The organism is Pseudomonas sp. GL-B-12 (genome assembly GCF_019955895.1).
In the GTDB taxonomy this organism is placed as follows: Bacteria; Pseudomonadota; Gammaproteobacteria; order Pseudomonadales; family Pseudomonadaceae; genus Aquipseudomonas.
In genome coordinates this window covers 1-20,605 of the sequence record NZ_JAHBCX010000010.1, presented here as the reverse complement: position 1 = coordinate 20,605, position 20,605 = coordinate 1, and the positions used below count along the sequence as shown (strand labels likewise).

The window sequence follows — 20,605 nt, the reverse complement described above, 5'->3', positions numbered from 1 at the left end:
ACGTCAGCCCAGACAACACAAAAACAATGCCCATAAGAGGCAGCACCTCAAATAACCGTGAGGCCAATACCGTGATCAAGACCCTGGACCATCTCCCGCATCCCCATGAGGATGCGGCCGCCCTCGCCGGCCACTTCACCGACCTGGCGCCGCCGCTCAACGAGCGCCAGGCGCAACTGGAAGCCTCGCGCTGCCTGTATTGCTACGACGCGCCCTGCGTCAATGCCTGTCCGAGCGAGATCGACATCCCCTCGTTCATCCGCAACATTGCGCAGGACAACGTGCAAGGCGCCGCGCAGAAAATCCTCTCGGCCAACATCCTCGGCGGCAGTTGCGCCCGGGTGTGTCCGACGGAAATTCTTTGCCAGCAAGCCTGTGTACGTAACAACGCCCACGAATGTGCGCCGGTCATGATCGGCCTGTTACAACGCTACGCCGTGGACAATGCCCACTTCAGCACACACCCCTTCCAGCGCGCTGCCGCCACCGGCAAACGCATCGCCGTGGTGGGTGCCGGTCCGGCCGGTTTGTCCTGCGCCCACCGCAGCGCCATGCACGGGCATGACGTGGTGATCTTCGAGGCGCGGGAAAAGGCTGGCGGCCTCAATGAATACGGGATCGCCAAATACAAACTGGTGGATGACTACGCGCAAAAGGAGCTTGAGTTCCTCTTGGAAATTGGCGGCATCGAAATCCGTCACGGGCAGAAACTCGGGGACAACCTGACCCTCAGCGAACTGCACCAACAGTTCGATGCGGTGTTCCTCGGCCTCGGGCTCAATGCCAGCAAACAGCTGGGTCTGGCCCACGAAGACGCGCCCGGCCTGCTCGCCGCCACCGACTACATCCGCGAACTGCGCCAGGCCGATGACCTGAGCCAGTTGCCCCTGGCCGACCACTGCATTGTCCTCGGCGCGGGCAACACCGCCATCGACATGGCGGTGCAAATGGCCCGCCTCGGCGCCCACGACGTGAATCTGGTGTACCGCCGTGGCGTCGAGGACATGGGTGCCACCCATCACGAACAGGACATTGCCAAGGCCAATCAGGTGCGGCTGATGACCTGGGCACAACCGGAAGAAGTGCTGCTCGATGACCAGGGCCGCGTGCGCGGCATGCGTTTCGCCCGCACCTGTCTGGTGGAAGGTCGCCTGCAAACCACCGGTGAAACCTTCGAAATGGCCGCCGATGCGATCTTCAAGGCCATCGGCCAGGCCTTCGACGGCAACGCCCTCAGCGATCCGCTGGCCCGTGAGCTCAAGCGCCAGGGCGAACGGATTGAAGTCGATGAAAACCTGCGCACCAGCATCCCCGGCGTGTATGCCGGCGGCGACTGCACCAGCCTCGATCAAGACCTCACCGTGCAAGCCGTGCAGCATGGCAAGCGAGCCGCCGAGGCGATCAATGCTCAACTGATGCTCAACGTGGAGGCTGCGTAAATGGCCGATCTGTCGATTGTGTTCGCCGGCATCAAAGCACCCAATCCATTCTGGCTGGCCTCCGCGCCGCCGACCGACAAGGCCTACAACGTGGTCCGCGCCTTCGAGGCCGGCTGGGGCGGCGTGGTCTGGAAAACCCTGGGGGAGGACCCGGCGGCGGTGAACGTGTCGTCGCGCTACTCGGCGCACTTCGGGGCGAACCGGGAGGTACTGGGCTTTAACAACATCGAGCTGATTACTGACCGCTCGCTGGAGATCAACCTGCGGGAAATCACCCAGGTCAAAAAGGACTGGCCGGACCGTGCGCTGATCGTGTCCTTGATGGTGCCTTGCGTCGAAGAGTCCTGGAAAAACATCCTGCCGCTGGTGGAGGCCACCGGCGCCGATGGCATCGAGCTGAACTTCGGTTGCCCCCACGGCATGCCGGAACGGGGCATGGGTGCGGCGGTCGGCCAGGTGCCGGAATATGTGGAACAGGTCACCCGCTGGTGCAAGACGTATTGCTCGTTGCCGGTGATCGTCAAGCTCACGCCGAACATCACCGACATCCGCGTCGCCGCCCGCGCCGCCCACCGAGGCGGTGCCGATGCGGTGTCGTTGATCAACACCATCAACTCGATCACCAGCGTCAACCTCGAGCGCATGGTCGCCAACCCCATGGTCGGCAGCCAAAGCACCCACGGCGGTTACTGCGGCTCGGCGGTCAAGCCGATTGCCTTGAACATGGTCGCCGAAATCGCCCGCGACCCGCAGACCCAGGGCCTGCCGATCAGCGGCATCGGCGGCATTGGCAACTGGCGCGACGCCGCGGAATTCATCGCCCTGGGCAGCGGCTCGGTGCAAGTGTGCACGGCGGCGATGTTGCACGGCTTCCGGATTGTCGAAGAGATGAAGGACGGCTTGTCGCGCTGGATGGACAGTCAGGGCTATGCCAGCATCTCAGAGTTTTCCGGCCGCGCGGTGGGCAATACCACGGACTGGAAGTACCTGGACATCAACTATCAAGTGATCGCGAAGATTGATCAGGAGGCGTGCATCGGTTGCGGTCGTTGTCATATCGCTTGTGAAGACACCTCGCACCAGGCGGTGGCCAGCCTCAAGCAAGCGGACGGCACTCACAAGTATCAAGTGATCGATGAGGAGTGCGTGGGCTGCAACCTGTGCCAGATCACCTGCCCGGTGCAGGACTGCATCGAGATGGTGCCGGTGGAAACTGGCAAGCCGTTCCTGGACTGGAATCATGATCCGAGGAATCCGTATCACGTCAGCCCTTGAGGTCAGCGGCGTTTGAGCTGACGCCATCGTCGGAGCGCCGCCCGGAGCAGGCTCGCTCCCACATTGGATTGCATTTCAATGTGGGAGCGAGCCTGCTCGCGATGAGGCCCGCCGCTACACCACAAGTCTCAAGGCTCCAACCCAATCCCCCGCAAAATCACACTGGTCACCGTCTGCACCGCCTTTTCGAACTGCATGTCCGACAGCGGCTGGTGATCGTTGAGAATATTCACCTGGTGATCGAAGTCGGCGTAGTGCTGGGTCGAAGCCCAGATCATGTACAGCAAGCTCGATGGCTCCACCGGCAGGATGCGTTTGTCGTCCACCCACTGGCGGATTTTCGCTTCCTTCATCTTGGCCCAGTCGTACAGGCTCGCATCCAGCGCTTCGCCGAGGGTCGGCGCGCCATGGATGATTTCGTTGGCCCAGACTTTCGAGCCATACGGCCGGCTGCGGGAATGGTTCATCTTGGCGCGGATGTAGCTGCTGAGCACCACACGCGGGTCGTCGAACATCTCGAAGCACAGCGCGTCCTGCTTCCAGACTTCCAGCAAGTCGAAGAGCACGGCGCTGTACAACTCGGTCTTGGTGCTGAAGTAGTAATGCAGGTTGGAGCGCGGCAGTTGCACTTCAGCGGCGATGTCGGCCATGGCGGTGCTGCCGAAGCCCTTTTCAGCGAAGACCTTTTCCGCCCCCAACAGGATTTTTTCGACGTTACTGCGACGAATCTCGATCTTGTGATTGCCCATGCGGATCCCCGACAACAACGTTGAGCAAGACTAGCATCCGCTCTGGACTGCGGCGACAGGTGAAAACGAAACTTCGTACAGCCGCCGTCGTAAAGCTAAACTCTGCGCACTTGGAAACTGCCTGAGGTCCCCACGATGCTGCTCAAGAAAACCCTGACCGTCGCTGCCCTGCTCGGCTCGCTACTCGCTGCCTCTTCGGTGTTTGCCCACGCCCACCTGAAAAGCCAGACACCGGCCGCCGACAGCACCGTGGCCGCGCCGGCGCAATTGCGCCTGGAGTTCTCCGAGGGTATCGAGGCCAGTTTCACTAAAGTCACGCTGACCCGGGATGGCGCACCGGTGGCGGTCAAAGCGCTGACCACCGAAGGCAGCGACAAAAAGACCCTGATCGTCACCCCGGCCGCGCCGTTGACCGCCGGCGCCTACAAAGTCGAATGGCACGCCGTGTCCGTCGACACCCACAAAAGCGAAGGTGCCTATGCCTTCAAGGTTGGCCAGTAATTCATGGCGAGCGCGCTGGTGCTGTGCCGCTTCCTGCATTTCATCGTGGTGTTGATGCTGTTCGGGGGCTGGGTGTTCAGGCCCTTGCTTGCAAATGGTGAAACCGCACTGGATCAGCGCCTGGCTCGGACCTGCCGTTGGCTGGCGGTGGTGGCGCTGGCCAGCGGGGTCTGCTGGTTGTTGCTGATTACCGCGAGCATGGCCGGCGCCTGGGACGCGGCCTTCGATCCGCCGACCCTGGGCCTGGTGCTGGGCAATACCTTTTCCGGTCAGGTCTGGCGCTGGCATCTGCTGGTCAACCTGCTGTTGCTGGCGCTGTTGCTGACACCACTGCGCGCCAGCCTTGCGCTGCGCCTGATCCTCAGCGGCCTGCTGCTGGCCACCCTGGCCCCGGTCGGCCACGGCGCCATGCTCGATGGCACCGCAGGCCAGTTGCTGATCCTCAATCAACTCATCCACTTGATCTGCGTGGGTGCCTGGCTCGGCGGCTTGATGCTGCTGGTGATGATTCTGCGTCAACCCGATGGGCATTCGATCCGCGGGATGTTGCAGCGCTTCAGTGGCATCGGTTACGGCCTGGTCGCGGGGTTGCTGATCACCGGTCTGATCAATGTGCGGGTGCTCACCGGGGCATTCTGGCCGACGCCGTTGTTCACCGGGTTCGCCTTGATCCTGTTGATCAAGGCCGTGCTGGTGACGGCGATGCTGGGCCTGGCGTTGTTCAATCGCTTGCGGATCAATGATTGCGAGCAGCGTCTGCAGACATTGCGCACCAGCGTGATGCTGGAGTGGATGCTGGGGCTTGGTGCAGTGGCGGCAGTCTCCCTACTGGGCACCCTGTCCCCGATGATTTCCAGCTGACAATCCGCTCCCACAGGTTCCTCGGATATCCCGAAGTCTGCGCCAGGTCATCGTATAACTTCCGATTGACAACCCACAAAAATCTCGCAAATATCGCCCCAATGTTGTACGACGACGTATAACAATAATAAAAACAATAAACAAGGGAGCGTCACAGTGAGCAAGCTCGTCCGCAATTCCTCCGCCCGTTCTTCGCGTCCAGACTTTGCCCGTCGTCTTACCCTGAGCCTGATCGGCTGCAGCGGCCTGACCCTCGTCCTGCCCATCACCTGCCAGGCCGAAGGTTTCACCGACGACGCCAAGGCCACGCTGAACCTGCGCAACGCCTACATCAACCGCAACTACACCAACCCGGCCTACCCCCAGGGCAAGGCTGAAGAGTGGACGCAAAACTTCATTCTCGATGCCCGCTCCGGGTTCACCCAGGGCACCGTGGGCTTCGGTGTCGATCTACTGGGCCTGTACTCGCAGAAGCTCGATGGCGGCAAAGGCACCGGCGGCACGCAGCTGTTGCCGATCCACGACGACGGCCGCCCCGCCGACAATTTCGGCCGGCTCGGCGTGGCGCTCAAAGGCAAAATCTCGAAAACCGAACTGAAGGTCGGTGAATGGATGCCGGTGTTGCCGATCCTGCGTTCCGACGATGGCCGCTCGCTGCCGCAGACCTTCCAGGGCGCTCAGGTGACCTCCACCGAAATCAGCGGCCTGACGCTCTACGGCGGTCAATTCCAGAAAAACAGCCCGCGTAACGACGCGAGCATGGAAGACATGTTCATGAACGGCAAAGCGGCGTTCACTTCGGACCGTTTCAACTTCGGCGCCGGTGAATATGCGTTCAATGAAAAGCGCACGCAGGTCGGCGTTTGGTACTCGGAACTCAGTGACATCTACCAGCAGCAATACTTCAACCTGATCCACAGCCAGCCCGTCGGCGACTGGACCCTGGGCGCCAACCTCGGCTACTTCATCGGCAAGGAAGACGGCAGCGCCAAGGCCGGTGACCTCGACAACAAGACCGCGTTCGCCCTGCTCTCGGCCAAATATGGCGGCAACACTTTCTACGTCGGCCTGCAAAAACTCACCGGTGACGACGTCTGGATGCGGGTCAACGGCACCAGCGGCGGCACCCTGGCCAACGACAGCTACAACTCCAGCTATGACAACGCCCGGGAAAAGTCCTGGCAAGTACGTCACGACTACAACTTCGTCGCCCTCGGCATTCCCGGCCTGACCCTGATGAACCGCTACATCAGCGGTGACAACGTGCACACCGGGAAAATTACCGACGGCGAGGAATGGGGTCGCGAATCGGAGCTGGCCTACACCGTTCAGAGTGGTGCGCTGAAAAACCTCAACGTGAAATGGCGTAATGCAACGATTCGCAAGAGCTTCAGTACCAACGAATTCGATGAGAACCGGATTTTCATCAGCTATCCCATCAGCCTGTTGTAAACACGAAACAACTGTGGGAGCGGGCTTGCTCGCTCCCACAGGAGGGTATTTCAGTTCAGCGAATAGGAACGACCCTCCGTCAATTTCCACCAATGTCGCGTTGACAAGAGCCAGAAACCCTAACGATACTCCCGCACAGTCATACGACAACCTACAACGATTCAATAACAACAACTGTTTGTCCAGGATTCCCATGACGACCACTGCAACCGCCCGCCCCCCTTTCAATCGCCTGCTGCTGACCGGCGCCGCCGGTGGCCTCGGGAAAATCCTGCGCGAAAGCCTGCGCCCCTACGCCAATGTGATTCGCCTGTCGGACATCGCCGACATCGCGCCGGCCATCGATGATCGCGAAGAAGTCGTGCCCTGCGATCTGGCCGACAAGCAGGCGGTGCATCAACTGGTAGAAGGCGTGGACGCGATCCTGCACTTCGGCGGCGTATCGACCGAGCGCTCGTTCGAAGAGATCCTCGGCGCCAACATCTGCGGCGTGTTCCACATCTACGAAGCCGCGCGCCGCCACGGTGTGAAGCGGGTGATATTCGCCAGTTCCAACCATGTGATCGGCTTCTACAAGCAAGACGAGGTGATCGACGCCCACTCCCCTCGCCGCCCGGACAGTTACTACGGCTTGTCCAAGTCCTACGGCGAAGACATGGCCACCTTCTACTTCGACCGCTATGGCATCGAGACCGTCAGCGTGCGCATCGGCTCGTCGTTCCCGGAGCCGCACAACCGCCGGATGATGAGTACCTGGCTGAGCTTCGGCGACCTGACCCAACTGCTCGAGCGCGCCTTGTATACGCCGAATGTCGGCCACACCGTGGTCTATGGCATGTCCGACAACAAGGACATCTGGTGGGATAACCGCTATGCCACGACCCTCGGATTTGTCCCTCAGGACAGCTCCGAAGTGTTCCGCGAAAAAGTCGAAGCCCTGCCGATGCCAGCCGCCGATGATCCGGCGCGGCTCTATCAGGGTGGCGCCTTCTGCGCAGCTGGGCCGTTCGGTGACTGAGCCTTCGCGCGTTGCTTGATCCCCACAACAAAAACCAAGGGAATGAGTTGCCATGCAAGCCGAATTGATTGTCGACGCCCGCAACGCGGTCGGTGAAAGCCCGGTCTGGGTGCCTGAGGAAAACGCGCTGTACTGGGTCGATATTCCCGCCGGCGGTTTACAGCGCTGGAGTGCCGACACCGGGCAGGTGGATGCCTGGAAAACCCCGCAGATGCTCGCTTGCATCGCCCGTCACCGTGACGGCGGCTGGGTCGCCGGCATGGAGAGCGGGTTCTTCCACCTGCATCCGCGCACCGACGGCAGCCTCGACAGTGAACAGTTGGCCCAGGTCGAGCATGCCCGCACCGACATGCGTTTGAACGACGGCCGCTGCGATCGTCAGGGGCGTTTCTGGGCCGGCAGCATGGTGCTGAACATGGGCGCCAACGCCGCCGAGGGTATCTTGTATCGCTACAGCGCCGGGCAACGCGGGCCGCTCGATGCTCAACAAAAGGGTTTCCTGGTGCCCAACGGGCTGGGCTTCAGCCCGGACGGGCGCACCCTGTACCTGTCCGACTCCCATCCGCAAGTCCAGCAGATCTGGGCCTTCGACTACGACATCGACACCGGTACACCTTCGAATCGCCGCGTGTTCGTGGACATGAACCAATACGAAGGTCGCCCCGACGGCGCGGCGGTCGACGCCGATGGCTGCTACTGGATTTGCGCCAACGACGCAGGCTTGATCCACCGTTTTACCCCCGACGGCCGACTTGACCGTTCCCTCGCCGTACCGGTGAAAAAACCCACCATGTGCGCCTTCGGTGGCCCTCGACTGGACACGCTGTTCGTGACCTCGATCCGCCCCGGCGACGACCATGACCCGCAATCACTGGCCGGTGGCGTGTTCGCCCTCGACCCCGGCGTCAAAGGCTTACCCGAACCCCTGTTCAACGACTGACCCTTCTCGAAAGAAAAAGCGCTCCTGCTGCATCGCTGTGCCTTGAATAAAAAAACAATAAAACTGGAGACACCCCCCATGGACTTCAAACGCACCTTGCTCGCCGCCGCACTTCCATTCGCCTTCTCCCTCAGCGGTGCCGCCCAGGCACTGGAAATCAAATTCGCCGACATTCACCCCGCCGGTTACCCGACCGTGGTGGCTGAAGAGCAACTGGGCAAAACCCTGGTGGCCGACAGCAATGGCGCGCTGACCTTCAAGATGTTCGCCGGTGGCGTACTCGGCTCGGAAAAGGAAGTGGTCGAACAAGCCCAGGTCGGTGCTGTGCAGATGGCCCGGGTCAGCCTCGGCATCGTCGGGCCGGTGGTGCCGGACGTGAACGTGTTCAACATGCCGTTCGTGTTCCGTGACCAGGCGCATATGCGCAAGGTCATCGACGGCGCGGTCGGCGACGAAATCCTCGACAAGATCACCAACTCCGAATTCAACCTGGTCGCCCTGGCCTGGATGGACGGCGGCACGCGCAACCTCTACACCAAGAAACCGGTGCGCAGCCTGGAAGACCTCAAGGGCATGAAGATCCGCGTGCAAGGCAACCCGATGTTCATCGAAACCATCAACGCCATGGGCGGCAACGGCATCGCGATGGACACCGGCGAAATCTTCAGTGCCCTGCAGACCGGCGTGATCGACGGCGCGGAAAACAACCCGCCGACCCTGCTCGAACACAACCACTACCAGAACGCCAAGTTCTACAGCCTGACCGGTCACCTGATCCTGCCCGAGCCGATCGTGATGTCGAAAATCACCTGGGAAAAACTCACCCCCGAGCAGCAGGCCCTGGTGAAGAAAACCGCCAAGGCGGCCCAAGCCCAGGAACGCACCCTGTGGGATGCGAAATCGGCCAGCAGTGAAGAGAAACTCAAGGCCGCCGGCGTCGAGTTCATCACCGTCGACAAGAAACCTTTCTACGAGGCAACCGCCTCAATCCGCGAGAAATACGGCGCGCCTTACGCCGACCTGATCAAGCGCATCGAAGCCGTTCAGTAACCCTCCCTGCATTCAAGAAAGGCCCGGCGCCGCTGACATTGGTGTACGTCAGTGCGCGCCCGGTTACGGTGGAAACCGATGAAGAATCTGCTGCTGCGTATCAACGACAGGATTTACATGGCCTGCATCTGGGTTGCTGGCCTGTCGGTCCTGGCCATTTCCCTGATGATCCCCTGGGGCGTTTTTGCCCGTTACGTCCTCGGCACCGGCTCCAGCTGGCCGGAGCCTACCGCCATTCTGCTGATGATGGTGTTCACTTTCATCGGCGCCGCCGCCAGCTACCGATCCGGTTCGCACATGGCGGTGGCGATGCTCACCGACCGTATGCCGCCGCACCTGCGCAAGGCCGCGGCCATTGTCGCGCAACTGTTGATGGCGACCATCTGCCTGTTCATGGCCATCTGGGGCAGCAAGCTGTGCATGTCCACCTGGAATCAGTTCATGAGCGCCCTGCCAACCCTGCGGGTGGGCATCACGTACATGCCGATTCCGGTGGGCGGCGTGCTGACGCTGGTGTTTGTCCTGGAAAAACTCTTGCTCGGTGACCAGAGCAACCGTCGGGTCGTGCGTTTCGACCTCGTTGAAGAAAACGAAGGGGCTGCCTGAATGGACGCTTTTATTCTGTTGGGCAGTTTTATCGCGTTGATCCTGATCGGCATGCCGGTCGCCTACGCCCTGGGGTTTGCCGCACTGATCGGCGCGTGGTGGATCGACATCCCGTTCCAGGCGCTGATGATTCAGGTGGCCGGGGGCGTGAACAAATTCTCCCTGCTGGCGATTCCGTTCTTCGTCCTGGCCGGCGCGATCATGGCCGAGGGCGGCATGTCCCGGCGCCTGGTGGCGTTCGCCGGGGTGCTGGTGGGCTTCGTGCGCGGCGGCTTGTCGCTGGTCAACATCATGGCCTCGACCTTCTTCGGCGCGATCTCCGGCTCCTCGGTGGCGGACACCGCCTCGGTCGGCTCGGTGTTGATTCCGGAAATGGAGCGCCGTGGCTATCCCCGGGAATTCGCCACGGCAGTGACTGTCAGCGGTTCGGTGCAAGCGCTGCTGACACCGCCCAGCCACAACTCGGTGCTCTATTCCCTGGCCGCCGGCGGCACGGTGTCGATTGCCTCGCTGTTCATGGCCGGTGTGGTGCCGGGCCTGTTGATGAGCGCGTGCCTGATGGTGCTGTGCCTGATCTTCGCGAAAAAGCGTGACTACCCCAAGGGTGAAGTCATTCCGATGCGCGAGGCGCTGAAGATCTGCGGCGAAGCGCTGTGGGGCCTGATGGCGATGGTGATCATCCTCGGCGGTATTCTGTCGGGTATTTTCACCGCCACCGAGTCGGCGGCGATAGCGGTGCTGTGGTCGTTCTTCGTGACCATGTTCATCTACCGCGACTACAAATGGAGCGAACTGCCCAAACTGATGCACCGCACCGTGCGGACGATTTCGATCGTGATGATCCTGATCGGCTTCGCCGCCAGCTTCGGCTACATCATGACCCTGATGCAGATTCCGGCGAAGATCACCACGCTGTTCCTGACCCTGTCGGACAACCGCTACGTGATCCTGATGTGCATCAACGTCATGCTGCTGTTGCTCGGTACGGTGATGGACATGGCGCCGCTGATCCTGATCCTCACGCCGATCCTGATGCCGGTGATCCTCGGCATAGGCGTGGACCCGGTGCAGTTCGGCATGATCATGCTGGTGAACCTGGGCATCGGCCTGATCACACCGCCGGTGGGTGCGGTCCTGTTCGTGGGGTCGGCGGTGGGCAAGGTCACTATCGAGTCCACTGTGAAGGCCCTGCTGCCGTTCTACGGCGTGCTGTTCCTGGTGCTGTTGGCTGTGACCTACATTCCGGCACTGTCGCTGTGGTTGCCGCATCTGGTGTTGTAAAAACCCTGACCAGCAAGCCCAGGGTCTTTAGTGCTGGGGGGCTTTTGTGGCGAGGGGGCTTGTCGGATCGCCGCACCGCCCCGTTGGGTCGCGCAGCGGCCCCCTGCAATTTATGAGGCACCACGAGTCGCTTGTATTTGCGACTGCTTCGCAGCCGAACCGGGCGGTGCGGCGATCCGACAAGCCCCCCCGCCACAAAAGCCCCCTCGCCACAGGGAACGGTGCAAGTCTCAAAAAATCACATGGCAGGTCAACATGTCGCTAACTCTGATCGAACTCAAAGACGAACTCACCCACCTCACCCTCGCCCCGGAACTCGGCGCCAGCATCGTCAACTGGACCGTGCGCAGCACCGGCCAGCCCTTGCTGCGACACGCCGATGAGTACGCCCTGAACACCGGCCTGCCCGGCAAACTCGGCTGCTTTCCCTTGATCCCCTGGTCCAACCGCATCGCCGATGGCGGTTTCGATTGTCCCGATGGTTGGCTGGCGTTGGCGCCCAACAGCCTCACCGATCCCCTGCCGATTCACGGCAGCGCCTGGCAGCAGCCGTGGGAGGTGGTTTCCCGGTCGGAAAATGAAGTGGTCTTGCAACTCGACAGCACAACCCCCTTCGCTTATCGCGCCCGGCAACGTTTCCATTTGAGCGCGGGCAAGCTGAGCATCGAAATGCACGTCACGCACCTGGCTGAACACGCTGCGTGGCATGGCTTGGGATTGCATCCGTATCTGCCGCGCACACCGAACACCCGACTACAGGCGCCCGCCCGGCACGTGTGGATGTGCGACGGGGCAAAACTGCCGACAGAGCTCAGCGCGTTGCCGGTCGAGTGGGATTTCCAGCAACCGAAGGCATTGCCCGAATCGCTGGTGGACAACGGCTTCTGCGAATGGAACGGCCACTGCCTGATCGAGCAAGCGGATCTTGGTTACACGCTCGAATGCCAGGCCACCGGCAGCGACTACTACCTGCTCTACTGCCCCGTGGGCCTGGGGTTTTTCTGTATCGAACCGGTGAGCCACCCGGTCAACGCGCACCACCTGCCCGGTCGGCCGGGGTTGCGTTTGCTGGAACAGGGTCAATCCACCGAACTGGGCTTCACCCTGCAGTACCGGCCGCTTCAGGCTGGTGCCCCCAACAATTGACTCAACACTGCTCGCAACTTGCCGGGTTTCACCGGTTTGTTCAGCAAGGGTGCGTTGAGCCGCTGCAACGCGCGCCGACAATGGTCGGTGCGGTCGGCGGTAATGATCACCGCGGGAATGTCCTGGTGGAAATGCTCGCGCAAATGTCGCACCACATCACAGCCGACCACCCCGTGATCGAGGTGATAGTCGGCGAGAATCAGCTCCGGCGCCTGCCCGCGTAGCGCCGCCAGCGCAGCCGCTTCATCGGTGGCGACCAGAACCTCGCAGCCCCACTGCCCGAGCAACGCGCTCATGCTTTCGAGAATGCTCACTTCGTTGTCGATCACCAGTAAACGGCGGCCCGGCAGCGGGTTGCCGGTGCCCGGTTGTGGCACCACCTGGCTCACGGGTAACGGAACCTCGTCGGATATCGGTACCTCGATGCTGAACATCGAACCCCGTCCCGGCAACGAGTACACGCCGATCTTATAGCCAAGGATCTTGGCGATGCGCTCGACAATCGCCAGCCCCAGACCCACGCCCTTACGGTCGGCGGCGCGGCCGACGTCCAGTTGGTTGAACTCGAGGAAGATCGAATCGAGCCGGTCGGCGGCGATGCCACGCCCGGTGTCCCAGACCTCCAGGCGCAACATCTCGCCCCGACGCCTTGCCCCCAGCAGGATGCTGCCTTCATCGGTGTAGCGGCAGGCATTGCTGAGGAAGTTGCGCAGGATCCGCGTCATCAGGCGCAAGTCGGTGCTGATGGCGCAATCGGCCATGCGCACCCGCAGGTTCAAGCCGGCCGCCTGGGCGACGGACTGGAACTCCGACACCAGCGGCCCGAGCAGTTCATCGAGGCGGTACGAGGCGATGTCCGGCTTGACCGCGGCCTGATCGAGCCGGGAAATGTCGAGCAGATCCGTCAGCAGGTCTTCGGCCCCTTCCAGGGCCTGGTGAGTGCGTTCCACCAGCAGCTGTTCGGCTTCCGGCAATTTGCGTTCGCGCAAGGTCGAAATCAGCAACCGTGCGGCGTTCAGCGGTTGCAGCAGGTCGTGGCTGGCGGCGGCGAGGTATTTGTCCTTGCTGTGATTGGCGGCCTCGGCGGCATCGCGGGCGTCGCGCAAGGCCCGGGCGATCTGTTTACGCTGGGTGATCTGCTGCTGAAGGTTACGATTGGCTTCGAGCAACTCATCGGTGCGCGCGACGACGCGCTGCTCCAGTTCGTCATTGAGTTGCTGCAGGCGCCGCTGGGCCAGTTTGCGCTCGGTGATATCGGAGACGAACCCTTCCACCAGGCCTTCCTGGCCGGGCTTGAGCAGCAGGTTCATCAATACGTCCAGGTGACTGCCGTCCTTGCGCCGCAAGCGGGTTTCATAGCCGTGCAGGCTGCGCTGGTGCCGGAGGATTTCGCCGATGGTTTCCAGCTCCTGCGCGCCGTCGACGAACAAGGTGCTGGCCAGGTCAGTCAGGGAGAACAGCACCTCCTGCGGGTCCTGATAGCCGAGCATGCGTGCCAGCGCCGGGTTGGCGGCGCGCATGCCATCGTGCAGGCTGGCCTGGAAGATCCCGTGCACCGCGTTCTCGAACAACCACTTGTAGCGGTTACGCTCGGCTTCCAGATCATCCAGGCGCGCGGCCAGCTCCGGGTAATGACTCTTGCGCGCCGAATGGCTGCCCAGCCCCAGCAGCCCGGCGAGGGCCCGTTGTTGCTCGTCAGAGGGCTTCGCCATAGACGACCTCGACATCACGCTGGCTGGATTCGCGCGGGTTGGTCAGGATGCAAGGATCGTGCATCGCATGCTGCGACAGGAACGGAATGTCCGAGGTCCTGACGCCATGCAAACCGAGGGTTTCGTGAAAGCCGATGGCGTGCTTGAGGGCGATCAGGTGTTCGACCAGGCGCCCGCAGATCTGCCGGTGATTCAGGCCTCGGCAGTCGATGCCGAAAGTCTCGGCGATCACCTTGAAGCGCTCCGGTGCCGAGTTGTAATTGAAGGCCACCACGTGCTCGACGAGCACCGCGTTGCACAGGCCGTGGGGCAGATCGAGAAAGCCGCCGAGGCTGTGGGACATGGCATGCACCGCACCGAGGATGGCGTTGGAAAACGCCAGCCCGGCCTGCATGCTGCCGAGCATGATCTTCTCGCGCAGGGCGATGTCGGTCGGGTTGGCGATCATTTGCACCAGGTTGCCATTGATCAGGCGCATCGCCTCCAGCGCATGGGGGTCGGTCAGTGGCCCGTGGCCGGTGGACACGAAGGCTTCGATGGCATGCACCAACGCGTCGATGCCGGTACAGGCCGACAGGAACGGGTCCATGCTCAGGGTGGTTTCCGGGTCGATCAGCGAAACGTCCGGCACCACCGCCTTGCTGACGATGGAGAACTTCATGCGTTCCTGCTGGTTGGAAATGATCACAAATTGCGAGACGTCGGCCGAGGTGCCGGCGGTGGTCGGAATCAGGATCAGCGGCGGGCTGGGCACGCGGATGGTGTCCACGCCCTCGAAATCGAGAATGCTGCGGCCATGGGCGACGACGATGCCGATGCCTTTGCCGCAGTCCATCGGACTGCCGCCACCGACGGCGACGATCACGTCGCAGTGGTTTTCCCGGTACATCTCGGCGCCGAGCATCACCTCTTCGACCCGCGGGTTGGGCGAGACATCGGAGTACAGGCAATACTGGATGCCCAGCGCTTGCAGGCTGGCCTCGACATCGGCGACCCAACCGGCAGCAATCACACCGGGGTCACTGACCACCAGGACCTTGCGTGCGCCAAAGGTCTTGGCGTAATTGCCGACACTGTGCCGGCTACCGGCACCGAAGATGATTTCAGGTGAAACGAATTTACGCAGCTGGTTGAGACTCTGGCTCATTGGAAAGCCTGTTTTTATTGTTTTGGAAGGTAGAAACCACACTAAACCATCCAGCTGTGAATGCAATCAGACCAATGGGTAGCACTGCCTGGGGTGTACTCACATTCGAACTCTCCGCAGATCCCCTGTGGGAGCGGCGGTGCGGCGATCCCACAGGGGATATGTGTCGCCAGACTAGCCGCGATAAATCAGCTGCGAAGCCTTCGCGTTACGCAGCGTCAGATGCTCCATCCCCAACCCCGGCGCCTCCGCTTCTTCGCGGGCCTTGAGGATCACGCCGTGGTGGGGCGACTTGCTGCACACCGGGTCGGCATTGCTGGCATCGCCAGTCAGCATGAAGGCCTGACAGCGGCAGCCGCCCAGGTCCTTGTGTTTTTCATCGCAGGAGCGGCATGGCTCCTTCATCCAGTCATCGCCGCGAAAACGATTGAAGCCGAACGAGTCGTTCCAAATGTGCGAGAGGCTGTGCTCGCGCACGTTGGGAAACTGCACCGGCAATTGCCGGGCGCTGTGGCAAGGCAAGGCCGTGCCGTCGGGAGTGATGTCGAGAAACAGGTTGGCCCAGCCGTTCATGCAGGTCTTGGGACGTTCCTCGTAGTAGTCCGGGGTGACGAAGATCAACTTGCACGGGTGGCCCTGGGCTTCAAGGCGTTCGCGGTACTCATTGGTGATGCGCTCGGCACGCTGCAATTGCTCGCGGGTGGGCAACAGACCGACGCGGTTGAGTTCGGCCCAGCCATAGAACTGGCAGGTGGCCAATTCGACGAAATCCGCTTCCAGCTCCAGGCACAACTCGATGATCTGCGCGATCCGGTCGATGTTGTGCCGATGGGTGACGAAGTTCAGCACCATCGGATAGCCCTGGGCTTTCACCGCTCGGGCCATGGCGAGTTTCTGCGCAAAGGCCTTGCGCGAACCGGCGAGCATGTTGTTCACCGCTTCGTCGGCGGCCTGGAAGCTGATCTGGATATGGTCCAGCCCGGCCACCTTGAAGTCGCGCACCTTCTGCTCGGTCAGGCCGATGCCGGAGGTGATCAGGTTGGTGTAGTAGCCCATGTCCCGGGCAGCCTTGATCAGTTCGGCAAGGTCCTGGCGAACCAACGGCTCGCCGCCGGAAAACCCCAGTTGCGCGGCGCCCATGTCCCGCGCTTCGCGGAATACGCGAATCCATTCTTCCGTGCTCAGCTCCTCGCCGTGCCGGGCAAAATCCAATGGATTGGAGCAATACGGGCATTGCAGCGGACAGCGGTAGGTCAGCTCGGCGAGCAGCCACAACGGCGGTCCGGGCAGCGTCTCACTCGATCCAGAATTGCGCATGGGCCACCTCCAGAAACGCCAGCACGTCTTCGTCGATCCCCGGTACCCCGGGAAAATTCGCGCTCAATCGATCAATGATCGCCGCCACGCTGCGCTGGCCATCCACCAGGGCGAGAATTTGTCCGGCACTGGCGTTGAGCTTGATCATGCCTTCGGGGTACAGCAGCACATGGCAGTCCTGACGGGGCTCCCATTGCAGACGAAAACCGCGACGCAAGGCCGGTGACTGCTGGCGATCGATCAGGCTCACAGGGCGATCCCCCGATGCCAGACGTTGTCGCCGGTGACCGTGTGATACGGCGGGCGCGCAAGCTCGTAGGCCATGCTCATGGCATCGAGCATGCTCCACAGCACGTCGAGCTTGAACTGCAGGATCTCCAGCATGCGTTGTTGCCCCTGGGCCGTCACGTAGTGCGCCAGGGTGATGCGCAAGCCATGCTCGACATCGCGCCGCGCCTGGCTCAGGCGCGTGCGGAAATAGTCGTAGCCAGCAGCGTCGATCCACGGGTAATGGGTCGGCCAGGCATCGAGTCGCGATTGATGGATCTGTGGCGCAAAGAGTTCGGTCAGCGAACTGCTGGCCGCTTCCTGCCAGCAGGCGCGACGGGCGAAATTGACGTAGGCGTCCACGGCAAATCGCACGCCGGGCAGCACCAATTCCTGGGACAAAATCTGCTCGCGATCCAGCCCCACCGCTTCGCCCAGTCGCAGCCAGGCTTCGATACCGCCCTCGCTGCCGGGGACGCCGTCGTGGTCGAGAATCCGTTGCAGCCACTCCCGGCGCACGTCGCGGTCCGGGCAGTTGGCGAGAATCGCGGCGTCCTTCAGGGGGATGTTGACCTGATAATAGAAGCGATTGGCGACCCAGCCCTGGATCTGCTCGCGGCTGGCGCGGCCGGCGTACATGGCTTGGTGGAAGGGATGATGGATGTGGTAGTAGGCGCCCTTGGCACGCAGGGCGGCTTCGAATTCACTGGGGGTCATTGCATTGTCAGTCATTGCGGTTCTCCGGGAAGTTCTGCGGCGTCTGGTCCGGCCTCTTCGCGGGCAAGCCCGCTCCCACAATGGATTCGCGGCAAACACCAAACCCTGTGGGAGCGGCGGTGCGGCGATCCGACTTGCCCGCGAAGGCGTCCTTCGCTACAGCTCAATACTCATGCCGTCGTAAGCCACCTCGATCCCCCGCCGTTCCAGCAGCGCCCGCTCGGCCGAGTCTTCATCAAGGATCGGATTGGTGTTGTTGATGTGGATCAGTACCTTGCGCTGGCGGTTGAAACCCTCCAGAACTTCAAGCATCCCGCCGGGGCCGCTTTGTGGGAGGTGCCCCATTTCGCTGCCCAGGCTCTGGCCGACTTCGCAGATACGCATCTCGTCGTCGCGCCACAGGGTGCCGTCCAGCAGCAGGCAATCGGCACGCTGCATCCAGCCCAGCACTTCATCGTCGATCCGGCCAAGGCCCGGTGCATAGAACAGCGAAGCACCGTTGCGCAGGTCTTCAATGAACAAGCCAATGGTGTCGCCCGGTTGCGGGTTGCCGCGATTAGGCGAATACGGCGGTGCGTTGCTCACCAGGGGAATCCCGCGAAATTGCAAATACTCGCAGGCCGGGATGCTGAACGGCTGGCGATCGAGGCCGACCGGTTGCCATTGCAATCCGCCGTTCCAATGCTCAAGCATGTTGAACAACGGGAAACCACTGCTCAGGTCCTGATGCACGCGCTCGGTGCACCACACCGCATGCGGACAGCCTTCGCGCAGGCTGAGCAAACCGGTGCAATGGTCGATCTGGCTGTCCAGCAGCACGATGCCGGCGATGGCGCTGTCACGCAGGCGCCGCGCCGGTTGCAGTGGCGCAAAACTCTCGAGTTGCGCGCGAATGTCCGGTGACGCGTTGCACAGCACCCACTCCACACCGTCGTCACTCAGGGCAATCGACGACTGCGTACGGCGCTGTGCCCGCAGGCTGCCATGGCGCACACCGGCGCACTGGCGGCAGTTGCAATTCCACTGTGGAAAACCACCGCCAGCGGCGGAACCGAGAACGCGGATGTGCATGGCGGATGCTCCAGAAGGCAGGCCCGGCCAACGCATCGGCTGGCCGGGTGGTCAATCAACGATTGGCGAAATACATCGTCACTTCGAAGCCAATGCGCAGATCGGTAAACGCGGGTTTAGTCCACATGGGTCATTCCTCTTCTTGTGCCCGGGTGATTCCGGTAGAGCCATTAATGCACGGCGCGATGAGGGCCCGAATGCTACTTTCGAAGGAGTTTGCGGGGTGATTTGGTAGGGGGTGTTGCGCAAATTTCCGGAACCCCACATACCCATGTGGGAGCAAGCCCGCTCCCACAGGTTATGCGTCGTGTTTAAGGAATCAGAAGAACCCCAGCGGATTGATGTCGTAGCTCACCAGCAGGTTTTTGGTCTGTTGGTAGTGATCGAGCATCATCTTGTGATTCTCCCGACCGACGCCGGACTTCTTGTAGCCACCGAACGCCGCGTGCGCCGGGTACAGGTGGTAGCAGTTGGTCCACACGCGCCCGGCCTTGATCGCCCGGCCCATGCGGTAGGCGCGATTGATGTCGCGGGTCCAGAGGCCGGCGCCGAGGCCGAACTCGCTGTCGTTGGCAATCGCCAGGGCTTCGGCTTCGTCCTTAAAGGTGGTGATACCCACCACCGGGCCGAAGATTTCTTCCTGGAACACACGCATCTTGTTGTGGCCCTTGAGCAGGGTCGGCTGGATGTAGTAACCGCTGGACAGGTCGCCCTCCAGACGTTCGGCCGCGCCGCCGGTGAGCAGCTCGGCGCCCTCCTCCTGGGCAATGGTCAGGTACGAGAGGATCTTGTCGTATTGCTGCTCGGACGCCTGGGCGCCGACCATGGTCTCGGTGTCCAGCGGGTTGCCGCGCTTGATCTTGACGATCTTCTTCATCACCTCGGCCATGAACGGCTCGTAGATCGACTCCTGGACCAGCGCCCGGGACGGGCAGGTGCAGACTTCGCCCTGGTTGAAGAACGCCAGCACCAGGCCTTCGGCGGCTTTTTCGATGAACGCCGGTTCCGCATTCATGATGTCTTCGAAGAAGATGTTCGGCGATTTGCCGCCCAGTTCCACGGTGCTCGGAATGATGTTCTCGGCGGCGCAATGCATGATGTGCGCGCCCACCGGGGTCGAGCCGGTGAAGGCGATCTTGGCGATGCGCTTGCTGGTGGCCAAGGCCTCGCCAGCTTCGCGACCGAAGCCCTGGACGATGTTCAGCACGCCCGCTGGCAGCAGGTCGGCGATGAGCTCGGCGAAGACCATGATCGACAGCGGCGTTTGCTCGGCAGGCTTGAGTACGATGCAGTTGCCTGCAGCGAGGGCCGGGGCGAGTTTCCAGGCGGCCATCAGCAGTGGGAAGTTCCACGGAATGATCTGCCCGACCACGCCCAGGGGCTCATGGAAGTGATAGGCCGTGGTCAACTCATTGATCTCCGCAGCCCCGCCTTCCTGGGCGCGGATGCAGCCGGCGAAGTAACGGAAGTGGTCGGCCGCCAGCGGCACGTCGGCGTTCAGGGTTTCGCGCACGGCCTTGCCGTTGTCCCAGGTTTCGGTGACGGCCAGCACCTCTAGGTTCTGCTCGATGCGGTCAGCGATTTTCAGCAGCACCAGGGAGCGGTCCTGGGCCGAGGTCTTGCCCCAGGCATCCGCTGCGGCATGCGCGGCGTCGAGGGCCTTGTCGATGTCGGCGGCGCTGGAGCGCGGGAATTCGGCGATCACTTCACCGTTGACCGGCGAGGTGTTGGTGAAGTACTCGCCATTGATCGGGGCAACGAACTCGCCACCGATGAAGTTGCCGTAGCGCGGTTTGAAGGTAATGACGGCGCCTGGGGTTCCGGGTTGTGCGTAGATCATGGTAGGCCTCTGTCTGGGTCGATGCCTGTCGTACTGACAGGCGATGAGCCGATACTAGAGAGCCCCGCGTGCCAGACGAATGCATCGTTGGCAGGAGGGGCTCTCGTTATTTGGTCGTAGATTTCACACAACCTAATGTGGGAGCGGGCTTGCTCGCGAAGGCGGCGGATCATGCAACATCAATGTTGAATGTGAAGGCCCCTTCGCGAGCAAGCC

20 protein-coding genes are annotated in these 20,605 nt (G+C 61.9%); 11 read left to right on the top strand and 9 right to left on the bottom strand.

All coding sequences use genetic code 11. The features are described from left to right. The first annotated feature begins 71 nt into the window (after nt 1-71). The gene (locus KGA85_RS05670) at nt 72-1,439 is read left to right on the top strand and encodes an NAD(P)-dependent oxidoreductase (protein ID WP_223533872.1); all 1,368 of its coding nucleotides are present in this window, start codon (nt 72-74) and stop codon (nt 1,437-1,439) included. Then, nucleotides 1,440-2,714: an NAD-dependent dihydropyrimidine dehydrogenase subunit PreA gene (gene preA / locus KGA85_RS05665; protein ID WP_223458156.1), complete on the top strand. Its 1,275-nt coding sequence runs from the start codon at nt 1,440-1,442 to the stop codon at nt 2,712-2,714. It begins immediately after the preceding gene. Nucleotides 2,715-2,842: 128 nt separating this feature from the next. Here the strand turns inward: preA and KGA85_RS05660 are convergent, their stop codons facing one another. Next, a complete protein-coding gene (locus KGA85_RS05660; RefSeq protein ID WP_008046717.1) occupies nt 2,843-3,463 on the bottom strand; it encodes a TetR/AcrR family transcriptional regulator in 621 nt (206 codons plus the stop codon). A 135-nt stretch (nt 3,464-3,598) separates the two neighbouring features. Between KGA85_RS05660 and copC the strand changes: the two genes are divergently transcribed. From copC to KGA85_RS05615, 9 genes are all read left to right on the top strand, one after another. Beyond that, nucleotides 3,599-3,964, top strand: a complete 366-nt coding sequence (gene copC, locus KGA85_RS05655) for a copper homeostasis periplasmic binding protein CopC (RefSeq protein ID WP_223458158.1) — start codon at nt 3,599-3,601, stop codon at nt 3,962-3,964. Nucleotides 3,965-3,967: 3 nt separating this feature from the next. Further along, the gene (copD, locus tag KGA85_RS05650; RefSeq protein WP_223542968.1) at nt 3,968-4,825 is read left to right on the top strand and encodes a copper homeostasis membrane protein CopD; all 858 of its coding nucleotides are present in this window, start codon (nt 3,968-3,970) and stop codon (nt 4,823-4,825) included. 156 nt (nt 4,826-4,981) lie between these two features. Beyond that, on the top strand, nt 4,982-6,277 hold the full coding sequence (locus KGA85_RS05645) for an OprD family porin (protein WP_223458162.1): 1,296 nt from the start codon (nt 4,982-4,984) through the stop codon (nt 6,275-6,277). Nucleotides 6,278-6,470: 193 nt separating this feature from the next. Then, nucleotides 6,471-7,295: an NAD-dependent epimerase/dehydratase family protein gene (locus KGA85_RS05640; protein ID WP_223458164.1), complete on the top strand. Its 825-nt coding sequence runs from the start codon at nt 6,471-6,473 to the stop codon at nt 7,293-7,295. Nucleotides 7,296-7,347: 52 nt separating this feature from the next. Then, nucleotides 7,348-8,235 carry an SMP-30/gluconolactonase/LRE family protein gene (locus KGA85_RS05635; protein WP_223542967.1) on the top strand — a complete coding sequence of 296 codons (888 nt, stop codon included), beginning with the start codon at nt 7,348-7,350 and terminating at the stop codon, nt 8,233-8,235. A gap of 78 nt (nt 8,236-8,313) precedes the next feature. Beyond that, nucleotides 8,314-9,285, top strand: a complete 972-nt coding sequence (locus KGA85_RS05630) for a TRAP transporter substrate-binding protein (RefSeq protein WP_223458168.1) — start codon at nt 8,314-8,316, stop codon at nt 9,283-9,285. Nucleotides 9,286-9,363: 78 nt separating this feature from the next. Continuing rightward, nucleotides 9,364-9,891, top strand: coding sequence for a TRAP transporter small permease (locus tag KGA85_RS05625; RefSeq protein WP_223458170.1), 528 nt, complete (start codon nt 9,364-9,366; stop codon nt 9,889-9,891). Further along, nucleotides 9,892-11,172, top strand: coding sequence for a TRAP transporter large permease (locus tag KGA85_RS05620; RefSeq protein ID WP_223458172.1), 1,281 nt, complete (start codon nt 9,892-9,894; stop codon nt 11,170-11,172). It begins immediately after the preceding gene. Between the two features lie 255 nt (nt 11,173-11,427). Continuing rightward, entirely contained in the window at nt 11,428-12,318 is an 891-nt protein-coding gene (locus KGA85_RS05615; RefSeq protein WP_223542966.1) for an aldose 1-epimerase, read from the top strand. Here KGA85_RS05615 and KGA85_RS05610 read toward each other — a convergent pair. The 8 genes from KGA85_RS05610 to KGA85_RS05575 form a co-directional block, all read right to left on the bottom strand. Then, the gene (locus tag KGA85_RS05610) at nt 12,294-14,030 is read right to left on the bottom strand and encodes a NahK/ErcS family hybrid sensor histidine kinase/response regulator (protein WP_223535913.1); all 1,737 of its coding nucleotides are present in this window, start codon (nt 14,028-14,030) and stop codon (nt 12,294-12,296) included. The two genes, KGA85_RS05615 and KGA85_RS05610, sit on opposite strands and share 25 nt — an antisense overlap. After that, entirely contained in the window at nt 14,014-15,177 is a 1,164-nt protein-coding gene (gene ercA / locus KGA85_RS05605; RefSeq protein ID WP_223461809.1) for an alcohol dehydrogenase-like regulatory protein ErcA, read from the bottom strand. The genes KGA85_RS05610 and ercA overlap by 17 nt, the downstream gene beginning before the upstream one ends. Nucleotides 15,178-15,351: 174 nt before the next feature. Further along, a complete protein-coding gene (pqqE, locus tag KGA85_RS05600) occupies nt 15,352-16,494 on the bottom strand; it encodes a pyrroloquinoline quinone biosynthesis protein PqqE (protein ID WP_223461807.1) in 1,143 nt (380 codons plus the stop codon). Beyond that, nucleotides 16,472-16,744 (bottom strand): pyrroloquinoline quinone biosynthesis peptide chaperone PqqD, encoded by a 273-nt coding sequence (pqqD, locus tag KGA85_RS05595; RefSeq protein WP_223461805.1) that lies wholly within the window; start codon nt 16,742-16,744, stop codon nt 16,472-16,474. The genes pqqE and pqqD overlap by 23 nt, the downstream gene beginning before the upstream one ends. After that, nucleotides 16,741-17,493, bottom strand: coding sequence for a pyrroloquinoline-quinone synthase PqqC (pqqC, locus tag KGA85_RS05590; protein ID WP_223461803.1), 753 nt, complete (start codon nt 17,491-17,493; stop codon nt 16,741-16,743). Before pqqC ends, pqqD begins: the two co-directional genes overlap by 4 nt. Nucleotides 17,494-17,634: 141 nt before the next feature. Further along, nucleotides 17,635-18,549 (bottom strand): pyrroloquinoline quinone biosynthesis protein PqqB, encoded by a 915-nt coding sequence (pqqB, locus tag KGA85_RS05585; protein ID WP_223461801.1) that lies wholly within the window; start codon nt 18,547-18,549, stop codon nt 17,635-17,637. A gap of 55 nt (nt 18,550-18,604) precedes the next feature. Then, complete coding sequence (gene pqqA, locus KGA85_RS05580; protein ID WP_003253598.1) at nt 18,605-18,676, bottom strand: pyrroloquinoline quinone precursor peptide PqqA; 72 nt, start codon at nt 18,674-18,676, stop codon at nt 18,605-18,607. A 192-nt stretch (nt 18,677-18,868) separates the two neighbouring features. Beyond that, complete coding sequence (locus tag KGA85_RS05575; protein ID WP_046037291.1) at nt 18,869-20,389, bottom strand: aldehyde dehydrogenase family protein; 1,521 nt, start codon at nt 20,387-20,389, stop codon at nt 18,869-18,871. Nucleotides 20,390-20,605: the final 216 nt, after the last annotated feature.